Source organism: Variovorax sp. RKNM96 (assembly GCF_017161115.1).
Classification (GTDB): Bacteria; Pseudomonadota; Gammaproteobacteria; order Burkholderiales; family Burkholderiaceae_C; genus Variovorax.
Genome location: NZ_CP046508.1, coordinates 2,519,056 through 2,543,928, shown reverse-complemented (window position 1 = coordinate 2,543,928; position 24,873 = coordinate 2,519,056). Strand labels below are relative to the sequence as shown.

The following is a 24,873-nucleotide window of genomic DNA, read 5'->3' as shown; positions in this document are numbered from 1 at the left end:
GGCGCGCTCACTGCGCAGGCGACGCAGGGGCCACGGGCAGCAAGCCCTTCTCGCGCAGGATGTTGGTGGCGATGCCGAACGCATGGTTGGCCACCGGCACGCCGCAGTAGATGGCGGCCATCATGATCACTTCCTTGATGTCGTCCGGTGTCAGGCGCGACTCGGGCGGCCCGTCGAGCGCGGCGCGCACATGCATCGCGAACTCTTCGTAGGCGTGGATGCCCAGCATCATCGACAGCACCATGTAGCGGCGCGTCTTGTCGCCGAGCGCGGGGCGCCCCCAGATGTCGTTCCACGCGTGGCGCGTGATGAGCTCCTGGAACTCGGCGTTGAAGCCGTTGCGGTTGGCGAGCGACTTGTCGACCCAGGCATCGCCGAGGATGCGGCGGCGGTTCAGGAGGCCGTCTTCGTAATCGCTGCTGGGGGTTTCGGGGGCGGTCATTGCGAGAGTTCCTTGTCTTTGAGTTGGGCTTGCAGCGCTTTCACTTCTGCGAGCGCGATCTGGCCCGCGCCGATGGCGAGCGCAGGGTCGAACCATTCGTCTGCCGCATCGCGCGGCAGCTCGGCGCGCAGCCGGTCGATGTTGGCGCGCATGCGCGCGGCATCCACCTGCAGGCCGGGCAGCGCGCCGGCCATGGCGCGCACGCTGCCGTGGGCCGACATCAGGAGCTGCGGCCATTCGGCCAGTTCGGCCTGCCATGCGCCGAGGGCTCGTTCGTGCTGCTGCGGCATCGCGCCGAGCAAGGCGGCCACGCGCTGCGGCGCACGGTGCGCGGCAGCGATGGCGACCATCGAGGCCACCGGGTTGCGCTTGTGCGGCATCGCCGACGATCCGCCACGGCCGGGTTCGCTGGGCTCGGCGACTTCGGCCACTTCGTACTGGCCGAGCAGCGCGATGTCCACGGCGATCTTGCCGAGGCTGCCCGCGACCAGGCCGAGCTCGCAGCCGAGCGCCACCCATTCATCGCGCTGCGTGTGCCAGGTCGCGCCGGGATCGCCGAGGCCCAGCTCCTTGGCCATGCGCCTGCGCACCACGGCGCCCTGCCCCTTCATCTGCGCGAGCGTGCCGACGGCCCCGCCCAGTTGCAGTTGCAGCGCGTGCTTCGCTGCATCACGCAACCGGATGCGGCTGCGCACCAGCGGCGCGGCCCAGCCCGCGCACTTGAAGCCGAAGCTGGTGACCGAGGCCGGCTGCATCAGCGTGCGCGCGAGCATCGGCGTCTCGGCGTGCTGCACCGCGAGGCGCAGCAGCGCACTGACGGCTTTGGAGAGATCTGTCTCGATGAGCGCGACCGCCTCGCGCGTGACCAGCGCCATCGCGCTGTCGATCACGTCCTGGCTGGTGCTGCCGAAATGCACGAACGGCGCGGCCTCGGCATTGAACAGGCCCACGGCTTCGCGCAGCGCCTTGACCAGCGGAATCGCCACGCTGCCCGCGCGGCCGCTCTCGCGCACGATCTTGGCCACGTCGAACAGCTCGACCTTGCAGCTGCCGACGATGGAGTGCGCAGCGCTCTCGGGAATCAACCCTTCGGCCGCCTGCGCGCGCGCGAGCGCGGCCTCGAAACGCAGCATCGCGTCGACGAAGGCGCGGTCGCTGAACGCGCCGAGCGTTTCGGATGTGGAAAGGAAGCCTTCGAAAATGCTCATGTGGTGACCTGGGTGTTCATCAATCAATATTTCAGTTGGGCGACGGCGCGCAGTTCTTCCGGGGACGCGGTGCCGAAGCCGAAGAATTCAAGGTACGCCGGGATCATCTCGAACAGCATGTCGGTGCCGACCTGCACCGCGCAGCCCTTGGCCTTGGCGGCCTGCAGCAGCGGCGTGTATTCGGTCTTCATGACGACCTCGCCGACGAAAGTGGCCGGGTCGATGCGGTCCACATCGAAGGGCAACGGATCGCTGTCCTTCATGCCGAGCGGCGTGGCGTTGACGACCACGTCGTAGCCCGCCGGGTCCTTCGAGCCCGTCGCGACCTTCATCTGCGGGTAATGCTCGCGCAGCCGCGCGGCCAGGGCCTGTGCGGATGCATCGCTCATGTCGAACAGCATCAGCTCCGCGGCACCCGCAGCGGCGATCGATGCCGCAATGGCCGAGCCCACGCCGCCCGTGCCCGATACCAGCACCCGCGTACCCTTGAAAAGCCTGCCCTTGCGCTCCACACCGCGCACGAAGCCCGCGCCATCGAACTGGTCGCCGAGCAGCGTGCCGTCGGGGCGCTTGAGGATCGCGTTGCATGCGCCCGCGACGCGCGCGGTGGGCGTGACCTCGTCCACCAGCCCCATCGTCGTGACCTTGTGCGGCATCGTGACCAGCGCACCGCGGATGTTCGAGAACCTGAACACTTGCGGCAGCGTGGCCGCGTAGTCCTCGGGCTTCACGCCCATCGGCACCACCACCGCATCGATGCCCTGCTTGTCGAACCAGGGGTTGTAGATCATCGGCGCCTTGAAGGCCTCGGTCGGGTAGCCGAGGTGGGCGATGAGCGTTGTCTTGCCGGAAATCATGGAGTCGTCGGGTTGAAAAGATGAGGCGTCAGGCGACGCTGGGCGAGTGGTATCGCAAGGGATTCGCGATCTCGGCCTGCATCGCCGGCGGATAGACGATTTCGCGCAGGAAGTTGGCATCGGCCTGCAGCGCCTCGGCCGCATCGAGATGGCCGAAGTAGCGCAGGTAATGCGGCATCTGCTGGATCAGCATCTCGAAGCCGGCCTGCGCATTGAGCCCGCGCGCCCGCGCCGCACGCACCAGCGGCGTGGGCTGGTTGCGCAAGAGGATGTCGAACAGCGCCGCATGGCTTTCCATGCGCGACACATCGAGCGGCAGCGCATCGCCCTCTACCAGGCCGAGCGGCGTGGCGTTGATCACGAGGTCGTAGCCCTCGGGCGCATTGCTCTCGACCGCGACCACGGTCGCATCGAAGAAGGCATCGAGCTTCGCGGCCACGCCCGCCGCCTTGCCGGCCGCGGTGTCGAAGAAGGCGATGTGCTCCGCGCCGTTCACCGTGCCGCCCTCGGCCAGCGCCACGCCGATGGCCGCGGCGCTCACGCCCGCGCCGAGGATCAGCACCCGCTTGCCGCGGAAGGGAATGTTGCAGTGGTCGAGTGCGCCGATGAGGCCCTCGCCGTCAAACAGGTCGCCCTCGAGCTGGTCGCCCTCGGTGCGGCGCACCACGTTGACCGAGCCCGCCACGCGGCCGAAGAGCCCGCAGCCGTCGAGCAGGTCGACCACCAGCGGCTTGTGCGGCGGCGCGATCACCATGCCGCGCACATTGCGCGCGAGAAAGGCCGACTTGAAGAACACCGCGAAATCGCGCACCGGCACCTGCATCGGCAGCAGCACCGCGTCGATGCCGAAGCGTTCGAAGGTCGCGTTGAACATGCGCGGCAGCCGCACATTGCGAACCGGATCGCCCGGGATCAGGTAAGCCTGGGTGCTGCCGCTGATGGAATGGCTCATGTGCTGGGTTCCGTTCGTCAATCGCTCTTTGGGAGGCCGGATGCCGAGCTTTATAGCCCCTTCACCCCTTTTCCACAGCGCCAGAAAGGCCAAAACGTTCGATCATCGATCTTTGAAATTCGACAATCGTTCAAACTAAGGGTTTTCACCGCCACCGCATGCAACTTGGCAACCCTCCGCCGAAGGCACACTTCCGACCATGAGCAAGGACAGCAAGGACGACTCCCCCCCACCCGCAGGCCTGGACAAGCGCGACTGGATCGCGGGCCTGGAGCGCGGCGTGAGCATCATCGAGGCCTTCGACGATGCCAACCCGCGCCTGACCGCCAGCCAGGCCGGGCAGCGCACGAACATGACGCGCACCGCCGCGCGGCGCTACCTGCTGACGCTGCAGCACATGGGCTACGTGGCGAGCGACGGCAAGCTCTTCTGGCTCACGCCGCGCGTGCTGCGCCTGGGCCGCTCGTACCTCGAATCGGCCCGCCTGCCGCGCGTGGTGCAGCCCTTCCTGCAGCGCGTGGCGGCCGGCACCAACGAGATCGCCTACCTAAGCGTGATGGACGGCGACGAGGTCGTCTACATCGCCCGCAACGGCCCCAACCGCAGCATGAGCACCGGCTACGTGCTCGGCGCGCGCGTGCCGGCGCAGGTCACGGCCTCGGGCATGCTGATGCTCGCGCTGCGCAACGACGCCGAGCTGAACGAGTGGCTGGCCACGCGCCAACTCACCGTGTTCACTTCGCACACCATCGCGAGCATGGAGCGCATGAAGCTCGAACTGGCCCGCATTCGGGCGCAGGGCTGGGCGCTGTCGGAGCAGCAACTGGACCTCAACTCGCGCGGCATCGCGGTGCCGCTGCGCGACCGGCACGGCACGCTGGTGGGCGCGCTGAACATCACGATGCCGATGGGGCACGAGAGCTCCGAGGACGCGGTGGCGCGCGTGCTGCCGGTGCTGCGCGAGACGGCGCAGGCGATGCGCAACCTGATCTGAATCGGGCCGGTCGCTCGCCGAGCGTGCCTGTGCCGTCGATGCGGCCGCGGTTGGCAGTCCCGCGGCCTCACCTCACCACTTCACCCGCACGCCTGCTGCCGCATTGATGGAGCTGCCCACGCGCGCATCGCCACCCGAAGCCCACTGCTTGCCCAGTTCGCCGTAGATGCTCGTGCGCTGGCTCACCGACAACGTGAAGCCCGCCGCCAGCTCGGTGCTGGTGCCGCCGATGGGCGCACCCACCGGCGTGATCGCCGCCGGATTCACGAAGCGCGCAACATCGTTCCCCTTCGCGCTGCGGTAGACGTTCAGGCGTGCATAAGGCTGCAGCGTGCCGGCACCGGTCGCGAAGCTGCCCTTGATGCGCACGCCCGCGCGGCCGATCCAGCCGCTGTCGGCGTCCTGCTGCACGAGCGCGCCCGGGATGGACACGTCGTCCAGCCGCAGCCGCTGGTGGATCAACTGCAGTTGCGGCTCTATCGACCAGCCGCCCGTGCCGATCGCGAAGGCCTTGCCCACTTCGATCGAGGCCAGCAGGCTGTTGCCCTTGCCCTCGACGCCGCCACTCAGGAACGGCTGCACCGTGTAGCGGTGACGACCTGCCTGCAGCACCGCATCGGCATAGAAGCCGTCTTCGGTGGCATAGGTGCCGTACAGGCCCAGGTACTGGCTGCGCAGGTCGTTGCGGCCGGCGGCGTTGTTCAACAGGCCGCTGCCGAAGCCGCTCACGCGGGTGTCGCCATCGAGTTGGCCCACGTAGATGCCCGCGCGCCAGTCCGGGTTGGCCCACAGGTCGGTGCCGGCCTGCAGCCCGGTCACTCGGCCCTCGCTGTGCGGCGAGACGGTGCCGCCCTGGCGGATGTCCATGTCGGTGGAGATCAACCGGCCCCAGGCGCGGCGGTTGTTGCCGTCGGTCTGCGATGTCGTTCCTGCGCTGCCGCGCACATCGTCGTCGCCCACGCGCTGGCTGCGGCTTGCTAGCATGCCCAGGTTGCTCTGGCGCAGTTGGTTCGGCAGCGCCGCGAACAGCGAGGCCTCGGCGCGGTAGGTCGGAAGGCCGGTGCCGCCAGGATTGCCCGGCGTACCCGGTTCGGCCTCGGTGCGCAGGTACCAGTTCTCGCCGCCGCCGCTGGCATCGCCCGCGTACAGCCGGTACTCGAAGGCACCGGCATCGACATGGCCGCCCGAGAGCGCGAAGGCGTCCTTCGTGGTCTGCGCGGTGGTGGTCGCGCCGTTGCGTGCGCTGATCAACTCGATGCCCGCGCCGCTGGTGCGCGCGCCCAGGCCGCCGAGGTTGGTGACCTGCACGCTGGTCTTGCCGCTGGCTGTGCCGCCGTCGATCACCAGCCGGTCCGATGGCCCCGCGCCGCCGTTGAGCACGGTGCCCAGCTTCAGCACGCCGTTGTTGCCGACGTAGTTGCCGTTGACCGTCAACGTGGTGCCGGCCGCGGCGCCTGCCAGTGCCACGGTGCCGCTGTTGCCCAGGCCCGCCACGGTCTGGCTGAAGCCCGCGAGGTCGAGCGTCGCACCACTGGCCACCACGGCGCTCGAAGCGGCGCTGAAGGCGTTGGCCGCGCCGGCCTTCAAGGTGCCTGCAATGACGCGCGTCTCGCCGCTGTAGCTGGCAGTTCCCGCGAGCGTGAGCGTGCCTGCGCCCACCTTCACGAGCGAACCACCGGTGCCGGTGATCGCGCCCGAGATCGTGGTGCTGTTGCCGATGGCGCCGGTGGTGAGCGCCTTGGCGCCGAGCACCACATCGCCCGCGCCGCCGAGCGCGCCGATGCTCGCGCCGGTGGTGGCGAGGTCGATGCGCACCTGGCCGCCGGCCGCGTTGGTCACGGTGGCGCCGGCGGCATTCGCGCCGTCCTGCAGCCGCAGCGTGCCCTGGTTGGCGATCGCGAGCTTGCCCGAATCGGCCTTGCCGCCGAACTGCAGCGCCGCGCCCGAGGCGATGCTGACCGCGCCCGTGCCCAGCGCGCCGCTGGTGTCGGTGGCGAGCGTGCCCGCATCGACCAGCGTGCCGCCGCTGTAGCTGTTGGCGCTGGCCAGCGTCAGCGTGCCCGTGCCGATCTTGCGCAGCTTGCCGGTGCCGCTCATTGCGCCCGCATAGATGCCCGCGGTCTTGCCCTGGTCGAACGCGACCTCGGCGTTGTTGACGATGTTGCCCTGCAGGCTGGTGGCGCTGCCCTGCAGCACGCCGCCCTTGACCGTGGTCCCGCCGGTGTAGGTGTTGGCACCGCCGAGGATCAGCCGGCCCGCGTCTTCCTTCGAGATGCCGCCCGTGCCCGAGAGCGCGACATTCATCGTGGCGGTCATGTTCGCGCCCGCGGCCGTGCCGTCGCCTACGCGGATCACCGAATTGGCGTTGTCCAGCGTGATGCCGTCGCCCTGCACCGTGTAGCCGTCGACCGCGAACTGCGCACCCGCGATGCGCACCGGGCCGCCGGCCCCGTCGACCGTCACGGTGCCGGCCTTGCCGCCGAAGACGGCGAACTGGCTCTGCGCCCAGTTGGCGTTGAGCTTGCCGTCCATGTCGGTCCAGCCATCCTGCGAGGGCTGCGGGCTGCCCGCGCGCCAGGTGCCGCTGCCGCCGGCCACCTGGCCGTCGTTGTACTTCGTGCTGTCGCCGCCGTCCCAGAAGTTGAGCGACAGGCCTGCACGGTTGACCAGGTTGACCTGGTTCGCCACCGAGGTCTGCAGCTGCAGGTCCACCAACTTGGCGGACGCGGGCACGGTGCCGATGTCCAGCCCGTTGTCGGTGAGCGTGCCGCCATAGCTGACCAGGCGGTACAGGCCCGGCCCGAAGGTGCCGCCCGCGGACTGCGCGATGTTCAGCGTGCCGTCCAACTGCAGGTTGCCCGTGACGTTGATCAGGTCGTTGAGCGCGCCGCCAGGCACGCCGGCCTGGCCGAGCTCGTAGTTCAGCGTGGAGCCGCTGCCCAGCGCGAGCGCGCCGAGCGTCAGCGTGCCGGGGCTGTTGCCTGCCGCCAGGATGCCGCCCTTGGCGACGGTGACCGCGCCTGCGATGGTGCCGCTGCCCGCGAGCGTGGCGCCGCTCTGGATCTGCACGGCGCCCATGCCGGTGCCGCTGCCGCTCTTGTTGTTCACGCTCAGCGTGCCGGCGGCCACCGTGGTGCCGCCGGTGTAGGTGTTGGCGCCCGACAGCGTGAGCGTGCCGCCGCCCACCTTGACGACCGAGCCGCCGGCACCGCTGACGATGCCCGACAAGGCGTTGTCCCCGCCGCTGCCGCCGAGCGTGAGCGCCTTGGCGCCGAGCACCACATCGCCCGCACCGCTGAGTGAGCCGAAGCTCGCGCCGGTGACCGTCTGGTCGATGCGCACCTGAGCGCCGGCCTGATTGATCACCGTGGCCTTGTCGGCCGAGGCGTTGTCGGAGAAGGTCAGCACACCGCCCGCAGCATTGGTGATGGTCGCAGTGCCGGCGCTGGCGCTGGCCTGGAAGCCCAGCTTGCCCTGGTTGCCGATGACCGCGCCACCCGCGTCGGCCTTGCTGCCGAACAGCAGCGTGCCGGCGGCCGCCACGCTCACCGGGCCGCTGCCGAGGGCACCGGTCGCATCGGCGGCGAGCATGCCGGCATCGACGAAGGTGCCGCCCGTGTAGCTGTTCGCGCGGTCCAGCAGCAGAGTGCCGCTGCCGATCTTGCGCAGCCGGCCGGTGCCGCTCATCGTGCCCAGGTAGGTGCCGACGATGCCGTTGCCCTGGTCGAACGCGACCTCGGCGTTGTTGACGATGTCGCCCTGCAGGCTCGCCGTGCCGCCCTGCAGCACGCCGGCCTTGACGGTGGTGCCGCCGGTGTAGGTGTTGGTGCCGCCCAGCACCAGCGTGCCCACGTCGTCCTTGACCAGGCCGCCGATGCCGGTGAGCGCCACGTTCATGGTCGCGCTGCGCGCGTTGTCGGTGCCCGAACCGTCGCCCACGCGCACCACCGTGCCCGTGGCGCCAAGCTCGATCGCATCGCCCTGCATCACGTACCCGTCGGCCGCGAACTGCGCGCCGCTGATGCGCACCGTGCCGCCCGCGTCATCGACCGTGACGGTGCCGCCCGTGCCCGCGAACACCGCGAACTGGTCCTGCGCCCAGGCCGCGTTGACCTTGCCGTCGGCACCGGTCCAGCCGTCGCCGGGCACGCCGACACGCCAGGTGCCCGAGCCACCGGCGATCTTGCCGTCGTTGTATTTTCCGGCGTCGCCGCCGTCCCAGAAGTTCAGCGTGAGGCCCACGCGGTTGACCAGGTTGACCTGCTGGGCCACCGAGGTCTGCACCTGCAGGTTCTTCGCGGCCGTGGGCGTGCTGCCGATGTCCAGGCCGTTGTCGGTGAGCGTGCCGGTGTAGTCGATCAGGCGGTAGATGCCCGCGCCGAAGACACCGCCCTTGGACTGCGCCACGTTGAGCGTGCCGTCCAGCTGCAGGTTGCCGTTGACCTTGACCAGGTCGTTGAGCGCGCCGCCGGCGACGTTGGCCTGGCCGAGGTCGTAGTCGAGCACCGCGCCCTCGGCAAGGTTCAGGCTGCCCGTCGTGAGCGTGCCCGCGCCGCCGTTGCCATTGCCGGCCGACAGGATGCCGCCCTTGGCGATCGTCACCGCGCCGGCCAGCGTGCCGGTGCCGGCAAGCGCCGCGCCGCCCTGGACCTGCACCGCACCGGTACCGGTCGCGCTGCCGCTCGCGTTGTTCGCGGCGAGCGTGCCGGCCGCCACCGTGGTGCCACCGGTGTAGGTGTTGGCGCCGCTCAGGGTGAGCGTGCCGCTGCCGACCTTCACGAGCGAGCCGCCCGCGCCGCCGATCGTGCCCGACACCGTCGTGCTGGTGTTCAGCCCCCCCGTCGTCAGCGCCTTCGATCCCAGCAACACACTGCCCGCGCCTTCGAGCGAGCCGATCGACAGGCCCGCGTTGGTGAGGTTGCCGATGCGCAGCTGTGCACCCGCGTTGTTGACCACCGTGGCCTGATCCACGCTCGCGCGGTCGAAGAAATCGATCAGCCCGCCGCTTTCGTTGACCAGGCGTGCCTGTCCGGCACTCGCATCGTCGAAGAAGTTGATGCTGCCGCCGGCCAGGTTGGTGATCTGCGCGTTGCCCGCGCTGGCCTGGAGCCGGAAGTCGATCGAGCTGCCGCGGTTCTCGATGACGGCGTTGCCGGCGCTCGACTTGTCGCGGAACTCGACCGTGGCGCCCTGGTTCGCCGTGATGCTCGCGTTGCCGGCCGAACTGCCGTTGCCAAATAACACGAAGCCGCCGTTGTCGGTCGGCGCGCCACCGCGCGCGGCCACGGTGATCGCGAGCTTGCCCGCGTCGGCGGTGTTGGCGAAGAACAGCGTGGCGTTGTCCGCCACCGACACCGGGCCGGTGCCCAGCGCGCCCGTCACCGTCGCATTGATCCTGCCCTCCGCGATCTCGGTGCCGCCCGTGTAGTCGTTGTCCGTGATGAGCTGCAGGAGGCCCGCACCGATCTTGCGCAAGTGACCCGCACCGCTGACCTTGCCACCCAGGCTCAAGGTCTCGACCGGGTCGATGTCGAAGGTGTTGACACCCGCGCCCAGGCTCACGGTGCGCGTGCCCGCGGCGCCGGCGGTCACATGCAGCGTGGCGCCGCCTTCGAGCGCGAGGCCACCCGTCTCCGCGCCGAGGTTGGCGCCGGAGGTGATCTGCAGGATGCCGGCCTTGACCGTGGTGCCGCCGCTGTAGCTGTTGTCGGGGCCATCCAGCACCAGCGTGCCCAGGTCTTCCTTGACCAGGCCACCCGTGCCGAAGATCGAGGAGGCGATCGTGGCCGTCATGCCTGCACCGGCCGCGGTGCCGTCGCCCACGCGCACGGTGGTGGCGGCATTGCCGATCTCGATCGCATCGCCCTGCACGCGGTAGCCGTCGGTGGCGAACTGCGCGCCGGTGATGCGCACCGTGCCTCCGGTGCCGTCGACCGTGACGGTGCCGGCCTTGCCGCCGAAGACCGCGAACTGGTCTTGCGCCCAGGCCGCGTTGATCTTGCCGTCCGCGCCGGTCCAGCCATCGCCCGGCGTGCCCACGCGCCAGGTGCCGCTGCCGCCGGCCACCTGGCCGTCGTTGTATTTGCTCGCGTCGCCGCCGTCCCAGAAGTTCAGCGACAGGCCGGCCCGGTTGACCAGGTTGACCTGCTGCGCGACTGAGGTCTGCACCTGCAGGTCGCCCACGGCGCCCGGTGCGATGCCGATGTCCAGGCCGTTGTCGGTCAGGCCGCCGGTGTAGCTGATGAGGCGGTACAAGCCCGCGCCGAAGGTACCGCCCGCCGACTGCGCCACGTTGAGCGTGCCGTCCAGTTGCAGGTTGCCGTTGACCTTGACCAGGTCGTTGAGCGGGCCGCCCACGGTGTTGGCCTGGCCCAGTTCGTAATTCAGCACCGCGCCGTCGGCCAGGTTCAGGCCGCCCACGGTCAGCGTGCCGGGGCTGTTGCCCGCGGACAGGATGCCGCCCTTGGCGATGCTCACGGTGCCCGCGATGCTGCCGTTGCCGGCCAGCATCGCATTGCCCAGGATCTGCACCGCGCCCGTGCCGGTCGCGCTGCCGCTGGTGTTGTTCACGCTCAGCGTGCCTGCGGCGATGGTGGTGCCGCCGGTATAGGTATTGGCGCCGCTCAACGTGAGCGTGCCGGCGCCGACCTTGACGATCGAGCCACCCGTGCCCGAACCCGGCTGCGTGAAGATGCTGCCCTTGTCGCTCACGACTCCCGAGATCGTGTCGCTGTTGCCGAGGTTGCCGAGCGCGAGCTGCGTGGCACCCAGCACCACGGCGCCCGCGCTCGAGAGTGCGCCGAACTCGACACCGTTCTTGGCGGTCGAGCCCGAGACATCGAGCACGCCGCCCGCGGCATTGGTGACCGTCGCGGAGGTGCCCGTCGCGTTGTCGGCAAAGCGCACCAGGCCGCCGGATGCGTTGGCGATCTGCGCAGTGCCCGCCGTGGCGTCCTGGCCGAAGGCCAGCAGGCTCTTGTCGCCGTTGGCGATCGTCGCGCTGCCGGCGCTGGCATTCCCGAAGATATTGATCGCGCCGCCCGCGTTGGTGATGGTTGACGTGGCTGCGCTTGCGCTGCCGCCGAACTGCAGCGCGTTCGAACCGGGGGTCGCCCAGCCCGTGCCGTTGAGCGTGATCTTCGAGGCAGCCGCCGTGGCGCTCTGCGAGAACGACAGCGTGTTGCCGCTGTCCGTGCTCGCGGCGCGGCCCACGGTGTATTCGTTGCTGCCGGCGCTCGCCGTGCCGAGCAACGACAGCACCGTGCCATTGCCCTGCTGCTGCACCGCGCCGCTGCCCAGCACGCCGCTCACGGTGGTGGTGATGCTCGCGCCGTCCTTGAGCACCGTGCCGCCGCTGTAGCTGTTGGCCGCCACCAGGCCGAACGTGCCGCCCTTGCCGGTGACGGTGAGCAGGCCGCTGCCGGTGATGGGGCCGCCCACGCCGTACAGGCTGTTCGACAGGTCGATGGTTCCGCCGCCCGCACCGAGCGAGAGGGCCCGCATGCTGAAGAACGGCGTGGAGCCCGCCGCGATGCGCAGCGTGCCGCCGTCGAGTGCCAGCTCCGTACCGGCCGCGCCCAGGTTGCTGTCCGTGGAAATCTGCAGGACGCCGCCCTTGACCGTCGTGCCCCCCGTGTACGAGTTGGCTGCGCCCAGCACCAGCGTGCCGCCGTCGTCCTTGACGAGGCGGCCCGTACCGCCGAGTGCGGCGTTGAGGGTCGCGGTCATGCCCGCGCTCGCAGCGGTGCCGTCGCCCACGCGCACCACGGCGTCTCCGGCACGGAGGGTGAGCGGGTCGCCGTTGACCACGTAGCCGTCGACCGCGAACTGCGCGCCGCCGATGCGCACCGGGCCGCCCGCGCCCTTGTTGTCCACCGTGACGGTGCCGGCCGTGCCGCTGAAGATCGCGACGGCATCCTGCTGCCAGCCCGCGTTGAGCTTGCCGTCGACGCCGGTCCAGCTTTCGGTCGAGCCGCCCGCGCGCCAGACGCCGCTGCCGCCCGCGATCTTGCCGTCGTTGAAGTTCGCGGGATTGCCGCCGTCCCACAGCGTGAGCGCGGCACCGTCGAGATTGATCAGGTTGACCTGGTTCGCGACGCTGGTCTGCACCTGCAGGTTCTTGCTGTCGGTCGGCGCGGTGCCGATGTCCAGGCCGTTGTCGGCCAGCGTGCCGGTGTAGTTGATGAGCCGGTACAGGCCCGCACCGAATTTGCCGCCGGCCGATTGCGCGATGTTGAGCGTGCCGTCCAGTTGCAGGTTGCCGTTGACGTTGATCAGGTCGTTGAACGTGCCGCCCGCCACGCCGGCCTCGCCGAGCTCGTAGTTCAGCACGGAGCCGGCGGCAAGGCTCAGGCCGCCGACGGTCAGCGTGCCCGCGCCGCCGAGGCCCGGCTCCAGCAGGCCCGAGCCCACGCTCACCGTGCCCGCGATGCTGCCGTTGCCGACGAGCGCGCCGCCCGCCTGCACCTGCACAGCGCCGCTGCCGGTAGCGCTGCCGGCCAGGTTGACGACCCCGAGCGTGGCGCCCGAGACGATCGTGCCGCCGCTGTAGGTGTTGGCGCCGGCCAGCACCACCGCACCCAGGCCGCTGAGCGCGAGCGCGCCGCCGCCGTCGATCGCGCCGGTCAGCGCCAGCGGATTCGAGCCGTCCACGTTGAGCGTCGTGCCGGCGCCCAATGTCAGGGCGTTGCCCAGCACGGTACCCGGCACGTTGGCGCGCAGGTTCGCGTTGCCGGTCACTGCGAGTGCGCCTTGGCCCAGCGCGAAGTTGTCGCCGACGTTCAGCGTGCCGCTCTTGAGCGTGGTTCCACCGGTCCAGAAGTTGGCGTTGGCCAGCGTCAGCGTGCCGCTGCCGCTGTACGAGAGGGGGCCGGTGCCCGAAATGACCCCGCCGAGTCGGATGTCGTTCGCGCCGCCGATGTCCAGGCCCGCGTTGAGCACCACCGCGTTGCCGAGGTTCACGTTCGCGCTCGCATCGAGCGCGGCGTTGCCCTCCACCGTCAGCGTACCCAGACCCAGCGAGGTGTCGGTCGCCACGCGCAGCGCACCGCCCTGCAGGTCCACGCCGCCCGAGAAGGTGTTGGCGCCGCCCAGCGTGAGGCGGCCCGTGCCGGTCTTCCTGAGGATGCCCAGGCCGGTGAGGGTGCCGTTGAGCGCCAGGTCGTTGCTGCCGCCAGCCGCGAGCCTGGCGTTGAGGCGGAAGTCGTTGGCCAGGCTCACCGACTTGTTCGAATCGAGCGAACTCGCGCCGCTGACCGTGACGCCGCCCTGGCCCAGCGCGGAGTCATTGCCCACGGTGAGCGCGCCGCCGCCGAGGTTGAAGCCGCCGGTGAAGGTGCTCGCGCCGTTGAGCGTGAGGCCCGGCGCACCGGCCAGGCTGATGCCGCCCGCGCCGCTGATCGTGCCGTTGAGCGTGAGCGCGCCGCCGCTGCTGCCCGCGCCGAAGTTCAGCGTGCTGTTGAGCACCACGTTGTTGGCGAGCGTCACGCCGGCCGCGCCGGTCAGCACGGAGGCGCCGTTGATGGTGAGGTCGCCGGTGCCGAGCGCCGTGTTGCTGCCCACGTCCAGCCTGCCGCCGCCCAGCGTCGTGCCGCCGCCATAGGTGTTGCTGGCGGCCAGTGCAAGGTTGCTGCCGTTCACCGTCAGGCTGCCAGCCCCCGAGATGAGATTGCCGAAGGTCAGCGTGCCCGTCCCGTCGAGCCTCAGCGCGCCGTTGAGCTGCACCTGGTTGTTGAGCGTGCCGGTGAAGGTGGTGTAGAGATCGACATTGCCGCCGACCAGGAACAGGCCCGAGCCGAGCGCACTCGCGTTGCCCAGCGTCACGCCGCCGCCGTTGAGCGCGAAACCGCCGCTGAAGTTGTTGCTGCCGTTCAGCGTGAGCGTGCCGGTGCCGTTCTTGATGAGGCCGCCGCCGCCGCTGACGGTGCCGCCCAGCGTGAAGCTGTTGTCGCCCTGCACGATCAGGCCGCTGAGGAGGCTCACGTTCTGGGCCAGCGCGAGGCCGTTCACCGCGGCCTGCATCGCGCCGCCGTCGCCCGTCAGCGTGCCGGCACCGAAGGCGCCCGCGTTGTCGAAGATCGCGACGCCGCCGTTGAGCCGGGCGCTGCCGCTGACCACCGCGCCGCCCAGGGTCCAGGTGCCGCTGTCGACCTGGAGGTTCTCGAAGTTCAGGTACTGCGCGGCCTTGATCTCGCCCGTGCCGGTAGTGCCCGAACCGGGACCGCTCACCTTGTTGCGCAGCACCAGCATGTCGGTGCCGCCGACGCCCGCATCGACCGTGCCGCCGGCCGCGAAGTTCAGGCTGCCGCCCGACGGCGTCGCCACCGCGATGGCCGGGGCCGATCCGCCGGTGATGCTCGAGCCGGTGACCGCGAAGAAGGTGTCGTCGCGCTCCCCGGTGCCGAGCGAAACGCTGCCGTTGATCGTGCCCGCGTTGGTGAAGGTGTTGCCGCCGCTGCTCGGGCTCTCGAACGCGATGCGGCCGGTGATCGTGCCGGTGTCCGTGTTCACCATGTTGACCTGGCCGCCGCCATAGGCGGCGACCACGGCCGCATCGGCCTCGGCCAGCGTCGCACCGACGATGGCTCCCGTGGTCATCGTTCCCGTATTGGTGATCGTCGTGATGCCGCTGGCGCCGTTGCGCACCGTGAGCGCCAGGCCGGCCAGGTCGACCGACGACTGCCTGGTGCCGCCTATCGTCCCGTTGTTGGCGACGACGATCGTGCTGGTCGCGGTGTTGCCCATCACGACGCCCGTGGACAGCTTCGTGGTGTTGCTGCCGAACAGCAGCGGATCGATCCGGCCGTTGTTCGTGAGCCTGACGCTGGAACCCGTCAGCGACACTGCGCTTCCACTGACGCCCAGCAACACGCCGAGGGTTGCCCCGGGGTTCACCACCAGGTTCAGGTTGTTGGCGCCGTTCGCATAGCCCGGCGCCAGCGGGTTGGCGGCGCCGTTGCAGGTCACGTCGCTGAGAAAAATCGTGCACACCGCCTGCGCTGGAAAGAAGCTGGTCGCGAAAAATGCGAGCGGCGCCAGCATGCCGACCTTCGTCAGCCCCGTGAGACGTGCCGTGCGGCCCGCGCGCTGGCTGGTGCTGCGCTTGCCCCGCGCGCGCGTCGTTTCCGAGACGGCCACCCATGCGCCGATCGCGGCGTTCCAGACGGTCTTGTAGGCGGTATTCATGGACGGTTCTCCTCCTCCGTGGGCAGCGCGCAAGAAGCGCTGCAACAAAAAGCCAATTCAGCCGAGGACCATGGGTTGGCGGCTGTCGTACTGCTGTTCATGGGGGTCTCCTCCCGCCATGCAATCGCGCGCGGCGCATGGCATGTGCGGCATCACTGCGTTGCCGCTTCGAGCGAAATTCTCAAGCTCCACCCTCTGATTTGCACCTTACTTTTTCTTGCAAAAGGAGCCCGCAGTCACCTACGGAAAACCGTGGTTCTGCCGATGGAAGAAAGGGCTTGACAGGCGCGTGGTGCCACGCGATTCGGCGGTGCGGCAGTGCTGCATCCAGGCGAGCGGATGCGGGGGCGGAGGCCCACCGGTCATTCGACCAGCGGCGCTCACCGCTCGATGCGCACGGTCCCCTGGAAGCTGTAGCCCTCGCCGCGCACCGCGACGATCGGCAGCTTCTCGCCGCTGGCCTGCTCGGCCTTGCGACGCAGCCGCGAGACCGTGACATCGAGGTTGCGTTCGTAGGCCTCCAGGCCCGGCCGCCCCATTGCCGCCAGCAGCGTGGCCCGGTCCACCACTTCGCGCGGCCGCTCGATCAGGCACTGGAGCAGCCGCGCTTCCGCGTTGGACAACTGCACGCGCTGGCCGGCCGGCGACAGCAGCAACCATGTGGTGCCTTGATAGCGCCAAGGCACCTGCGCGGCGGGTTCATCGACCGCATGGGCATGCGCAGCGGGCTCGCGCGCGCCTTGCCCATGCCCTTGTGTTTCGTGGCTGCGCTGCAACAGGTTGTGGAGCACCATCTCGAGCTCGCGCAGGTTCACCGGCTTGACGAGGTAGTAGTCGGCGCCGAGGCCGAGGCCGTGCAGGCGATCGTTCGCCATGCCGCGCGCGGTCAACATCACGATGCGCATGGCGCTGCGCGATCGCAGGCGCGCCAGCACGCTGAATCCGTCTTCGCCCGGCAGGTTGACGTCGCACACCACGGCATCGAAATCCTGTCGCTCCAGTTCCGCGTCGAGCGCCTCGGCACTTTCCAGTCCGCGGGCCAGCATGCCGACGCCGCGCAGGTAGCGCAGCAGCGTGTCGCGCAGGTCGTCGTCGTCCTCGATGACCAGCACACGGCTCTGGGCGTTCATCTGTCGCCTCCCCAGCCGAGCGCTGCCGCATGGTTCGCGCCCCGGGTTTCCAACCCCTCGGCACTTCCAAGAAGAGGCAGGGTCAGTGTCAGCACGGCGCCCTCGCGGGCCCCGTTGGAGGCAGACACGCTTCCACCATGAACCGTGGCGATGCGATGCACCATGTGCAGGCCCAGCCCGATGCCCGGAATGCGCCGGGTGCCGGCCGCGCGATAGAAGCGCTCGAAGACGTGCGACAGGTCATGCGGCATGAAGCCCGGACCTTCGTCGCACACCTGGATGCACACGTCGGGCACCGTTTCGCCTGGCGGAAGGTCTTCGGCGCGGCTGCGCCGGATTCCGGCCCTGACCAGAACCGGCGAATGTGGCGGCGCATATTTGATGGCGTTGGTCAGGAGGTTGTCCATGGCGATGTGCAAGAGCGTCTCATCGGCCAGCACCGGCAATTCGCGCGCATCGAGACGCAGCGAAATGCGCCCGCCAGCGACACCCTCGTTGTGTTCGTCGATCTTCTCGCGCAGGAACCCCGCGAGCTCGATCGGAACCAGGCACAGGTTTTCGCTGGACGCATCGAGCCATTCATCGGCCAGCAGGGTGTCCACCAGATCGCGCATGCGAAGGACGGTGCGGCTGATCTTCTCCGCCTCCTTCTTGACCTCTTCGCGGACCAGGCCGAGCCGGTCGTCCGCAAGGATCTGCGCCGCGCCGCCGATCGTGCCGAGCGGCGTGCGGAACTCGTGCGACACCATGGCCAGCAGGCCGCGCTGCTCGCGCAGCGCCAGTGCGAGCTGGTCGTGCGTGCGCTGGTGCTCCGTGATCTCCTGGCGCAGATCGAGGGTGCGCTCGTTCACGCGCTGTGCCAGCCGCGCGCGATGCCGCAGGGACAGCGAGAGCGCCCGCCGCTCGCGATGGCGCACGCGCCAGCCCAGCGCGAAGAAGAAAGCCATGATGTGGAGGATGCTGCCGAGCGCATAGCTGTACTGGGTGACCTGCGTGTAGGGCAGCCACTGCAGGTTCTTGGCGAAGTGCACCGCGCCCATCATGAGGTAGACGACATAGCCGACCAACCCCGGCCAGACATGGATGTTCCGGCGCAGCGCAACGACGCACATCGGCACGATGCAGGTCGCGAAGAGCAGCCACAGCAGGTTCAGCGGTCGTGCGAGGTGCCGGTACCCGCCAGCCAGGGCGAACGCGCAGGCCGCGAGGCAGACGAGCGTCATCACCTGGAACACGCGGTTCATGCGCGGGAACTGCCGTTCCATGTCCAGCAGCACCCTGGCGAATCCGAACGCGGCGGCCGTGTGCAGGCAGACCGAGAAGTTGTGCAGGCGAACGGCAGCCAGGGGATTGTTCTGCAGCCACAGGGACGCCGGCAGGCCCTCCGAGCTCGCGAACACCATGGCGAGCGTGAGGAGGTAGCCGGCGTAGGCGATGAACCGTCGGTCGGGCAAAGCGATGCCCATCATCAGACTGACCATCGCCATCAGCAGGACCATGCCGACGACGGCCGCGTCAGCGAAATCGAGCCGCTGCTGCACCTCGGCCAACTCTCGCAGCGGCGAGACACCGCCGGCAAGGCTCAGCGTACGGTCACCCGCCAGGCGCACCCAGACCCAGCGCGGCTGCGCATCGGGCGGGTCGGGCAGGCGCACCGCCGGAATCGACCAGGGCAGCTCGCGACTGGCGCCGGCCCGCATGCCGCCGAGCGCCCGGTGCACGAACCCACCGCTCGCGCCGGCTTCGGCATCGGGCCACCACACGTCGATGTAGTCGGCATACGGCGCGTTCAGCCGCAACCACCAGCCCCCCTCGAGCGGGTGTGCGACCTGCTCGGGCGAAGCCTGGACCTGGAAGCGCACCCACCAGGCGCCGCGGTCGTAGCCGCCGTTGAAGGCGCCCTCGAGCGTTTTGAATTGCTGCTCGTAGGGCGGTGACGCCACCTGTTCGCGCGTCAGCAGGCCGGTAGGGTCGCGGTAGGCCTGCGAGCGTCCGTCGAGGTTGCGCTCGAAGATGCTCAATCGCGCATCGAGCCGGAGGGGCGCCACCTGCGCATGGCTCGGCATGGCCAGGCACGCCAGCAGGAACAAGGCGAGCCGCAACCCGAAATTCGTCAAGCAGGGCGCAATGAACAAAGTTGTTGTCCGAGTCGTCGAAAGTGCCATCGCTGCGCCGACCCCGTCGCCGCTTCGCACCGGATTCTGGGGTGCGGCTGCGGAGTTTGCACCTTACTTTTTCTTTCATCCCCCCGCCTGGCGAGCGCTGCGCCGGCGCGGCAGATCACCAGAACTTCCACCCCGGCTTGCCGCCCTTCTTCGGCTCGGGCACACCCGCGCGGCGCAATGCAGCCAGCCGGCCACCCGCGGTGAAGCTGCCGGCCTCGACGGCCTCCGCATACAGTGCGGCCGCCTGTCGCAGATCCCGCGGCACCAGCTTGCCCAACTGGTACATCTCGCCAAGGCCCTCCGCGGCATAAGGACTGCCCGAATCGATCGCCTTGCGATACCACTCGACCGCCTTGGGCCCGTCCACCGCCACGCCGAGGCCCTGGCGGTAGCGGAACGCGACCTGCAGTTGCGCGTCGGCATGGCCCTCGTCGGCGGCATGCAGGTACAGCTCGAACGCGATCGGCAGGGACTGCGGAATCTCAGGCTCGTAGATGCTGCCGGCCAGCTCGTAGAGCGTCTCCGCGTCGAAGCGCTGCGCGTCGGCCAGTGCGGCGACGCCCTTTTCGCGACGGTCGGCGTTCAGCCCCTCTTCCATCGCGCGCAGGCGCTGCGCCGCGTCGAGGAAGTCGTAGCCGGCCGCGCGCTTCATCAAAGGGATGGCCTGCTCCAGATCGCGCGGCACCCCGCGGCCGTCGGCATACATGCCGGCCAGGCTGTACCAGGCGGCCACGATGTTCTTGTCGGCGGCCTCGCGGTAGAGGGCCAGGGCTTTGCCGAGGTCCTGCGCGACGCCGGTGCCGTTCTCGTACTTGTCGGCCAGGTTGTTGATCGAGATGGCATGGCCCTGCGCGGCCGCCATTGCATGGAAATGAACGCAGCGGGCGTAGTCCTGCGGAACGCCAAGGCCTTGCTGGTAGCACGTGGCGAGCAGATGCTGCGCGCCCACGTACCCGCTCTCGGCCGCCTGCGTGAGCCATGCCACGGCCTTGCCTGTGCTGGATGCCACCTCCGTCCCGGTCAGATGCAGGCGCGCCAGGTTCGTGAGCGCAGCCAGGTCGCCGAGCTTCGCCGAACGCGTGTAGAACGCGATGGCCTCGCCCATCGCCTGCGGCACGACCTGCCCCCGCTCGTGGACTTCGCCCAGCACGCACAGGGCACGCGCATCGTCCTTGTCCGCCGCGCGGCGCAGCAGGCTGAAGGCCTTGGAGATGTTGGCGCTCAGCGCATCGCCTTCGAGATAGATGATGCCCATCTCGCGCTCGGCCGGCGCATGGCCCGACTCGGCGGCGGTCTGCCAGAGGCGCAGCGCACGCCCCAGGTCGCGCTCCACCGCGAGCCCGTGGTACAGCAGGTTGCCCAGGGCGAACTGCGCATGCGGCGAGTCTTGCTGCTCGAGCCAGCGGACGCAGGCGGAGCGGAAATCCGCCGGTTCGCTGGCGACGAAAACGAGCGTGTCCTTCGCGGCCTGCGGTGGAATGCGTTGCTCCGTGCCGTTGCAGACCTCCAGCCGCAGTTCGGAGAAGTCGTCGCCAGTGCGGACGATTTCCGCCACCCGCGAAGGAAAGAGCCCGCCGCCGGAGAGCACCGCATCGCCCACCTGCACGCGCCGGCCATCGGCATAGGCAGGCGCTTCGCTAGTCGTGGTCGAAGGCGCCGCGTCGTGCGCCACGACATCGTTGTGTTGGCCGCGAGATTGGTATTGCGCCCACGAACCCGAAGGCCAATTGAAGCCCTGGATGCCGGCTTCGATCGCCTCGTTGAAAAGCCTTTGCGCCTCGACGGGAACCGTGCCTTCGATGAGTTGCGAATCGAGAATGGCAAAGCCTTGCGGATCGCTCGCGGGGCGGAACGGAAACACGAGGGTGACTGCCAGCGGCGCATCGCCACGGCAGCGCAACTCGATCACGATCGCGTCGGTGCGCCCGGTCGGCAGCGTCACGCTGGCCTCGCAGGCGAACGCGGCGAAGGGAGGCCCCTCTCTCTGCTCCGCGAGCGCCGCGCGGGCGCGACGCAAGGCGCTGTCGGACGATTCATCGACGATGTTCACGAATGTCCAGCCTTTGCCATCGGCGTTCGGCTGGAGCACGGTCGGCATGAGGCTTCCCCCTTCCGAGACCATGAACATCGCATGCGATGCCAACTGGCCCAGGCACCGCGCGGCGCCGGCCCAGACAAAAGGACCCGCGTGGTCCAGCTGCGCACTGACCCCGGCCAGGTAGTCGGCGCACGCGGGCGCGGAACCATCGCCGAAAAGCTTGTCCTCGATCCAGCCGAGCGGCAGCAGGGCCACGCCCGGATCCTTGGCAATCGCCACGATGCGCGAGAACGATTTCTGCGGCAGGGGCCGCTCTGCGCCCAGCACCTGCTGCGCCGAGGCCGTGTCGTGCCAGTCGACGGGTGCTCCGGCGTTCTTCGTGACATGGGAGATGAGGTAGTACGCCAGCAGCGCGCAGAAGTTGCGGCCGCCCGGCGTTGCAAGGAACGCCTCGCGCTCGGGATTCACCTTGGCCTTGATCTGGTCGAGCAGGCTGTTCACCCGCTTCAGGCTTGCGGCCGTGTAGTCCAGTTGGGCCTGCTGCAGGGCCTTGCCGAATGCCCAGCCGCCGTCGGGCTCCGTGCCGCAGGCATAGCAGTCCAGGAAATGTTGGGCTGTCTGGTTCACGTGCGCTTCCCTCGGGTCGTTTTCGGAGGAATGTAACTTACGTTTACACGTGACTTCTCGGCGAATGCACGCCCAAGCGGACTTCGTTGTGCCGCGCTGACAGCATTCCGACAGCATCGACCGGGCAGGATGCAGGCGTTCGCATCAAAAGACGCAGACAGACCATGCACGACAACTTCCTGAACGCCCCACCCACGCGCCGCCAATGGCTACAAGGCGGCTCCGCCCTCGCCCTCGGTGGCCTCCTCCCCTCGCTGGGCTCGGCCCAGTCGGCCTGGCCCAGCAAATCGGTACGCTTCGTCGTGCCCTTCGCGCCGGGCGGCAGCTCCGAGATCGTCGCGCGTTCCACTGCCGCCGAACTCTCGCGCACCCTGGGCCAAAGCGTCTTCGTCGACAACAAGCCCGGCGCGGCCGGCAACATCGCGATGAGCGAAGTGGCGCGCAGCACCGACCAGCACACGCTGATCCTCGGCCACATCGGCACGCTGGCGGTGAACCCGTACATCTTCGCCAAGCTGCCCTACGACCCGAACAAGGACTTCAAGCCCGTGAGCCTGCTGGCCAAGGTGCCGAGCCTCTACGTGGTGCACCCCGACGTGCCGGCGAAGAACCTCAAGGAGTTCATCGCCTATGCCAAGTCCAAGCCCGGCAAGCTGAGCTATGGGTCCGCCGGCAACGGCAGCGCGGGCCACCTGGCCTTCGAGTACCTGAAGATGACCGCCGACGTGTTCATGCTGCACGTGCCCTACCGCGGCACCGGCCCGATGGTGACCGACCTGCTCTCGGGCCGGCTCGATGCCTCGGCCATCGGCGCGGCGGCGATCATTCCGTTCATCAAGGCGGGCAAGGTGCGCTGCATCGCGACCGGCTCGGCCAAGCGACTGGCGCAACTGCCCGATGTGCCGACCGTTGCCGAGCAAGGCTTCCCGGGCTTCGAGATGACGCAGTGGTACGGCATGCTCGCGCCGGCCAACATCGAACCGGCGAACCTGGCCAAGCTCTCGGCCGAGACGATGAAGGCGGTGAAGTCGCCCGACTCGATGCAGCGACTCACGGCCGATGCGGCCGAGGCCGTCGGCGGCACGCCGGAGCAGTTCGCGCAGTTCATCGCTGCGGAACAAGCCCGCTGGCAGAAGGTGATCGCCCGGGCAAACATCAAGCCTGATTGAGCGGCCGAGGCCCTAGCATCGGCGCCATGCGCATCCTGCTGGCCGAAGACGAACACACCCTGGGCACCTGGCTCTGCAAGGCGTTGGAGCATGCGGGCATCCAGGTCGAATGGGTGGACGACGGCCGGCTCGCGGACCGCGCGCTGCAGCAGCGCGACCACGATGCACTGGTGCTCGACCTGGGCCTGCCGGGCATGGACGGCCACACCGTGCTGCAGCGGCTGCGTGAACGCGACCAGCGGCTGCCGGCGCTGATCCTCACCGCGCGCGATTCGCTGAACGAGCGCGTCGCCTCGCTCAATGCGGGCGCGGACGACTTCCTTGCCAAGCCTTTCGCACTCGCCGAACTCGAGGCGCGGCTGCATGCATTGGTGCGGCGTGCGCGCGGCGTGGAGCATCCGCGCCTCGCGTGCGGGCCGCTGGTGTACGACGGGGCGCGCCGGCAGTTCGTGCTGAATGGGGAGGCGCTCGCGCTGTCGCCGCGCGAACACGCGGTGCTGCGCGTGCTGGTGCAGCGCAGTGGCGAGCCGCTGTCCAAGCAGCAGATCCTGGAGCGGGTGTTCTCCGATGACGAAGAGGTGCATCCGGAAGCGGTCGAGGTGTTCGTCTATCGTTTGCGCAAGCGCCTGGACGGCACCGGCGTGCGCATCGTCACGCTGCGCGGCCTCGGCTACGTTCTGGAAGCGGACTGAGTGCGCGTGATGCCGAGCCTCCTGCGCCGCGCGAGCCTCTGGCAGCGGCTCGCGCTGCTGCTGTTCCCCGCCCTGCTGGTGGTGACCGGCCTCGAGCTGTGGATGACGCGGCACGACGCGCTCGCCGCCGCCAACGCCGCCTACGACCGCTCGCTGCTGGGCGCGCTCAAGTCCATCGACGCCAACATCTCCACCGCATCGGGCGGCCTCTCGGTCGAGTTGCCGTACACGATGTTCGAGTTCTTCGAGCTCACGGCGAGCGGCCAGGTGTTCTTTCGGGTGGCGACTTCCGATGGGCTCGTCGAACTGGGCAGCGCCGACCTGCCCGCGCCGCCCGCCGAACTGAAGATGGGCGTGCCGGCCTTCTACGACGCGACCTACTTCGGCGAGGCGGTGCGGCTCGCGGCCTACCGGCGTGACCTCGACCGCGCGCCGGCCGGCAGCACGGGGCGCAGCGTGCTGATCCAGGTCGGCGAGAGCACCCACTCGCGGCAGGAGTTCACGGCGCGCTTCGTGCGCAGCGCCGCGCTGCGCGACGGGCTGGTGCTGGCGCTGCTGCTGTGCGGCACCGCGATCGCGCTCGCCGCGGCGCTGCGTCCGTTGTCGCGGCTCGCGCGCGAAGTCGAGGCGCGCACGCCCGACGACCTGACGCGCATCGCCGAGACCGACCTGCCCGCCGAGGTGCGCCCGCTGGTGGATGCGGTCAACCAGCAGATGTCGCGCACGCAGGACCTGGTGACGCAGCAGCGCCAGTTTCTGGACGACGCTTCGCACCAGTTGCGCACGCACCTGACCACGCTGCAGATGCAGGCCGACTACGCCAGGCGCGAGGAAGACCCGGCGCAGGTGCGCGCTGCGCTCGATGCGCTCGGCACCGAGATCGGTCGCGCCACGCGCAACGCGCAGCAGTTGCTTGCGCTCGGCCGCAGCGACACGGTGGCGGTGGAGCCCGCCGAGTTCGACCTCGCGGCGCTGCTGCGAGAAGTGGCGGTGGATCTGCTGCCGCTGGCGCGTGCGAAGCGCATCGACCTGGGCATCCATGCGCCCGCCCCCGAGTTCTTCGCGGTCGCGGACCGGGGGCTGTTGCGCGAAGCCTTGAGCAATCTCGTGACGAACGCCATCACCTATACGCCGGCCGAAGGAACCATCACCCTCTTCGCTGCGGGCGATGCCGCGGGCTGGAGCCTCAATGTCGAAGACGACGGCCCCGGCCTGAGCGAAGAGGAACGCGCGGCACTGGGCCAGCGCTTTCGCCGCGGCGCGCGTGCGGGCAAGGGCGGCTTCGGGCTCGGGCTGGCGATTGCGCGGTCGATCGCGCAGCGGCATCGGGGCGAGTTGCGGCTCGAAGCGCGCGAGGCCGGCGCAGGACTGCATGCGATCATCTGGTGGCCCCGGCCGGCGGCCAGCTAGCGGCG

General features: G+C 69.5%; 12 protein-coding genes. 4 read left to right on the top strand and 8 right to left on the bottom strand.

Annotated elements, in window-relative coordinates:
• Positions 1-7: 7 nt before the first annotated feature.
• Genes GNX71_RS11675 through GNX71_RS11660 form a run of 4 tightly spaced genes read right to left on the bottom strand, consistent with a single transcriptional unit; the run spans position 8 to position 3,459 of the window.
• A complete protein-coding gene (locus tag GNX71_RS11675) occupies positions 8-442 on the bottom strand; it encodes a carboxymuconolactone decarboxylase family protein (protein ID WP_206178456.1) in 435 nt (144 codons plus the stop codon).
• On the bottom strand, positions 439-1,650 hold the full coding sequence (gene pcaB / locus GNX71_RS11670; RefSeq protein ID WP_206178455.1) for a 3-carboxy-cis,cis-muconate cycloisomerase: 1,212 nt from the start codon (positions 1,648-1,650) through the stop codon (positions 439-441). The genes GNX71_RS11675 and pcaB overlap by 4 nt, the downstream gene beginning before the upstream one ends.
• Positions 1,651-1,673: 23 nt before the next feature.
• On the bottom strand, positions 1,674-2,507 hold the full coding sequence (locus tag GNX71_RS11665) for a shikimate dehydrogenase (RefSeq protein WP_206178454.1): 834 nt from the start codon (positions 2,505-2,507) through the stop codon (positions 1,674-1,676).
• A gap of 28 nt (positions 2,508-2,535) precedes the next feature.
• A complete protein-coding gene (locus GNX71_RS11660; RefSeq protein ID WP_206178453.1) occupies positions 2,536-3,459 on the bottom strand; it encodes a shikimate dehydrogenase in 924 nt (307 codons plus the stop codon).
• Positions 3,460-3,658: 199 nt separating this feature from the next.
• Between GNX71_RS11660 and GNX71_RS11655 the strand changes: the two genes are divergently transcribed.
• Positions 3,659-4,453, top strand: a complete 795-nt coding sequence (locus GNX71_RS11655; protein WP_206178452.1) for an IclR family transcriptional regulator C-terminal domain-containing protein — start codon at positions 3,659-3,661, stop codon at positions 4,451-4,453.
• A 72-nt stretch (positions 4,454-4,525) separates the two neighbouring features.
• Here GNX71_RS11655 and GNX71_RS11650 read toward each other — a convergent pair whose 3' ends face one another.
• From GNX71_RS11650 to GNX71_RS11635, 4 genes are all read right to left on the bottom strand, one after another.
• The gene (locus GNX71_RS11650) at positions 4,526-15,637 is read right to left on the bottom strand and encodes an autotransporter-associated beta strand repeat-containing protein (RefSeq protein WP_206178451.1); all 11,112 of its coding nucleotides are present in this window, start codon (positions 15,635-15,637) and stop codon (positions 4,526-4,528) included.
• 380 nt (positions 15,638-16,017) lie between these two features.
• On the bottom strand, positions 16,018-16,767 hold the full coding sequence (locus GNX71_RS11645; protein WP_206178450.1) for a response regulator transcription factor: 750 nt from the start codon (positions 16,765-16,767) through the stop codon (positions 16,018-16,020).
• Entirely contained in the window at positions 16,764-18,884 is a 2,121-nt protein-coding gene (locus GNX71_RS11640; protein WP_241027234.1) for a sensor histidine kinase, read from the bottom strand. Before GNX71_RS11640 ends, GNX71_RS11645 begins: the two co-directional genes overlap by 4 nt.
• Positions 18,885-19,047: 163 nt before the next feature.
• Positions 19,048-21,597, bottom strand: coding sequence for an SEL1-like repeat protein (locus tag GNX71_RS11635; RefSeq protein WP_206178448.1), 2,550 nt, complete (start codon positions 21,595-21,597; stop codon positions 19,048-19,050).
• A gap of 164 nt (positions 21,598-21,761) precedes the next feature.
• On the opposite strand from GNX71_RS11635, the gene GNX71_RS11630 reads away from it, so the two are divergent.
• Genes GNX71_RS11630 through GNX71_RS11620 form a run of 3 tightly spaced genes read left to right on the top strand, consistent with a single transcriptional unit; the run spans position 21,762 to position 24,868 of the window.
• The gene (locus tag GNX71_RS11630) at positions 21,762-22,766 is read left to right on the top strand and encodes a tripartite tricarboxylate transporter substrate binding protein (protein WP_206178447.1); all 1,005 of its coding nucleotides are present in this window, start codon (positions 21,762-21,764) and stop codon (positions 22,764-22,766) included.
• Between the two features lie 26 nt (positions 22,767-22,792).
• Positions 22,793-23,458 carry a response regulator gene (locus GNX71_RS11625; protein ID WP_176658290.1) on the top strand — a complete coding sequence of 222 codons (666 nt, stop codon included), beginning with the start codon at positions 22,793-22,795 and terminating at the stop codon, positions 23,456-23,458.
• Positions 23,459-23,467: 9 nt separating this feature from the next.
• Positions 23,468-24,868, top strand: coding sequence for a sensor histidine kinase (locus GNX71_RS11620; protein WP_206178446.1), 1,401 nt, complete (start codon positions 23,468-23,470; stop codon positions 24,866-24,868).
• The last annotated feature ends 5 nt before the right edge of the window (positions 24,869-24,873 follow it).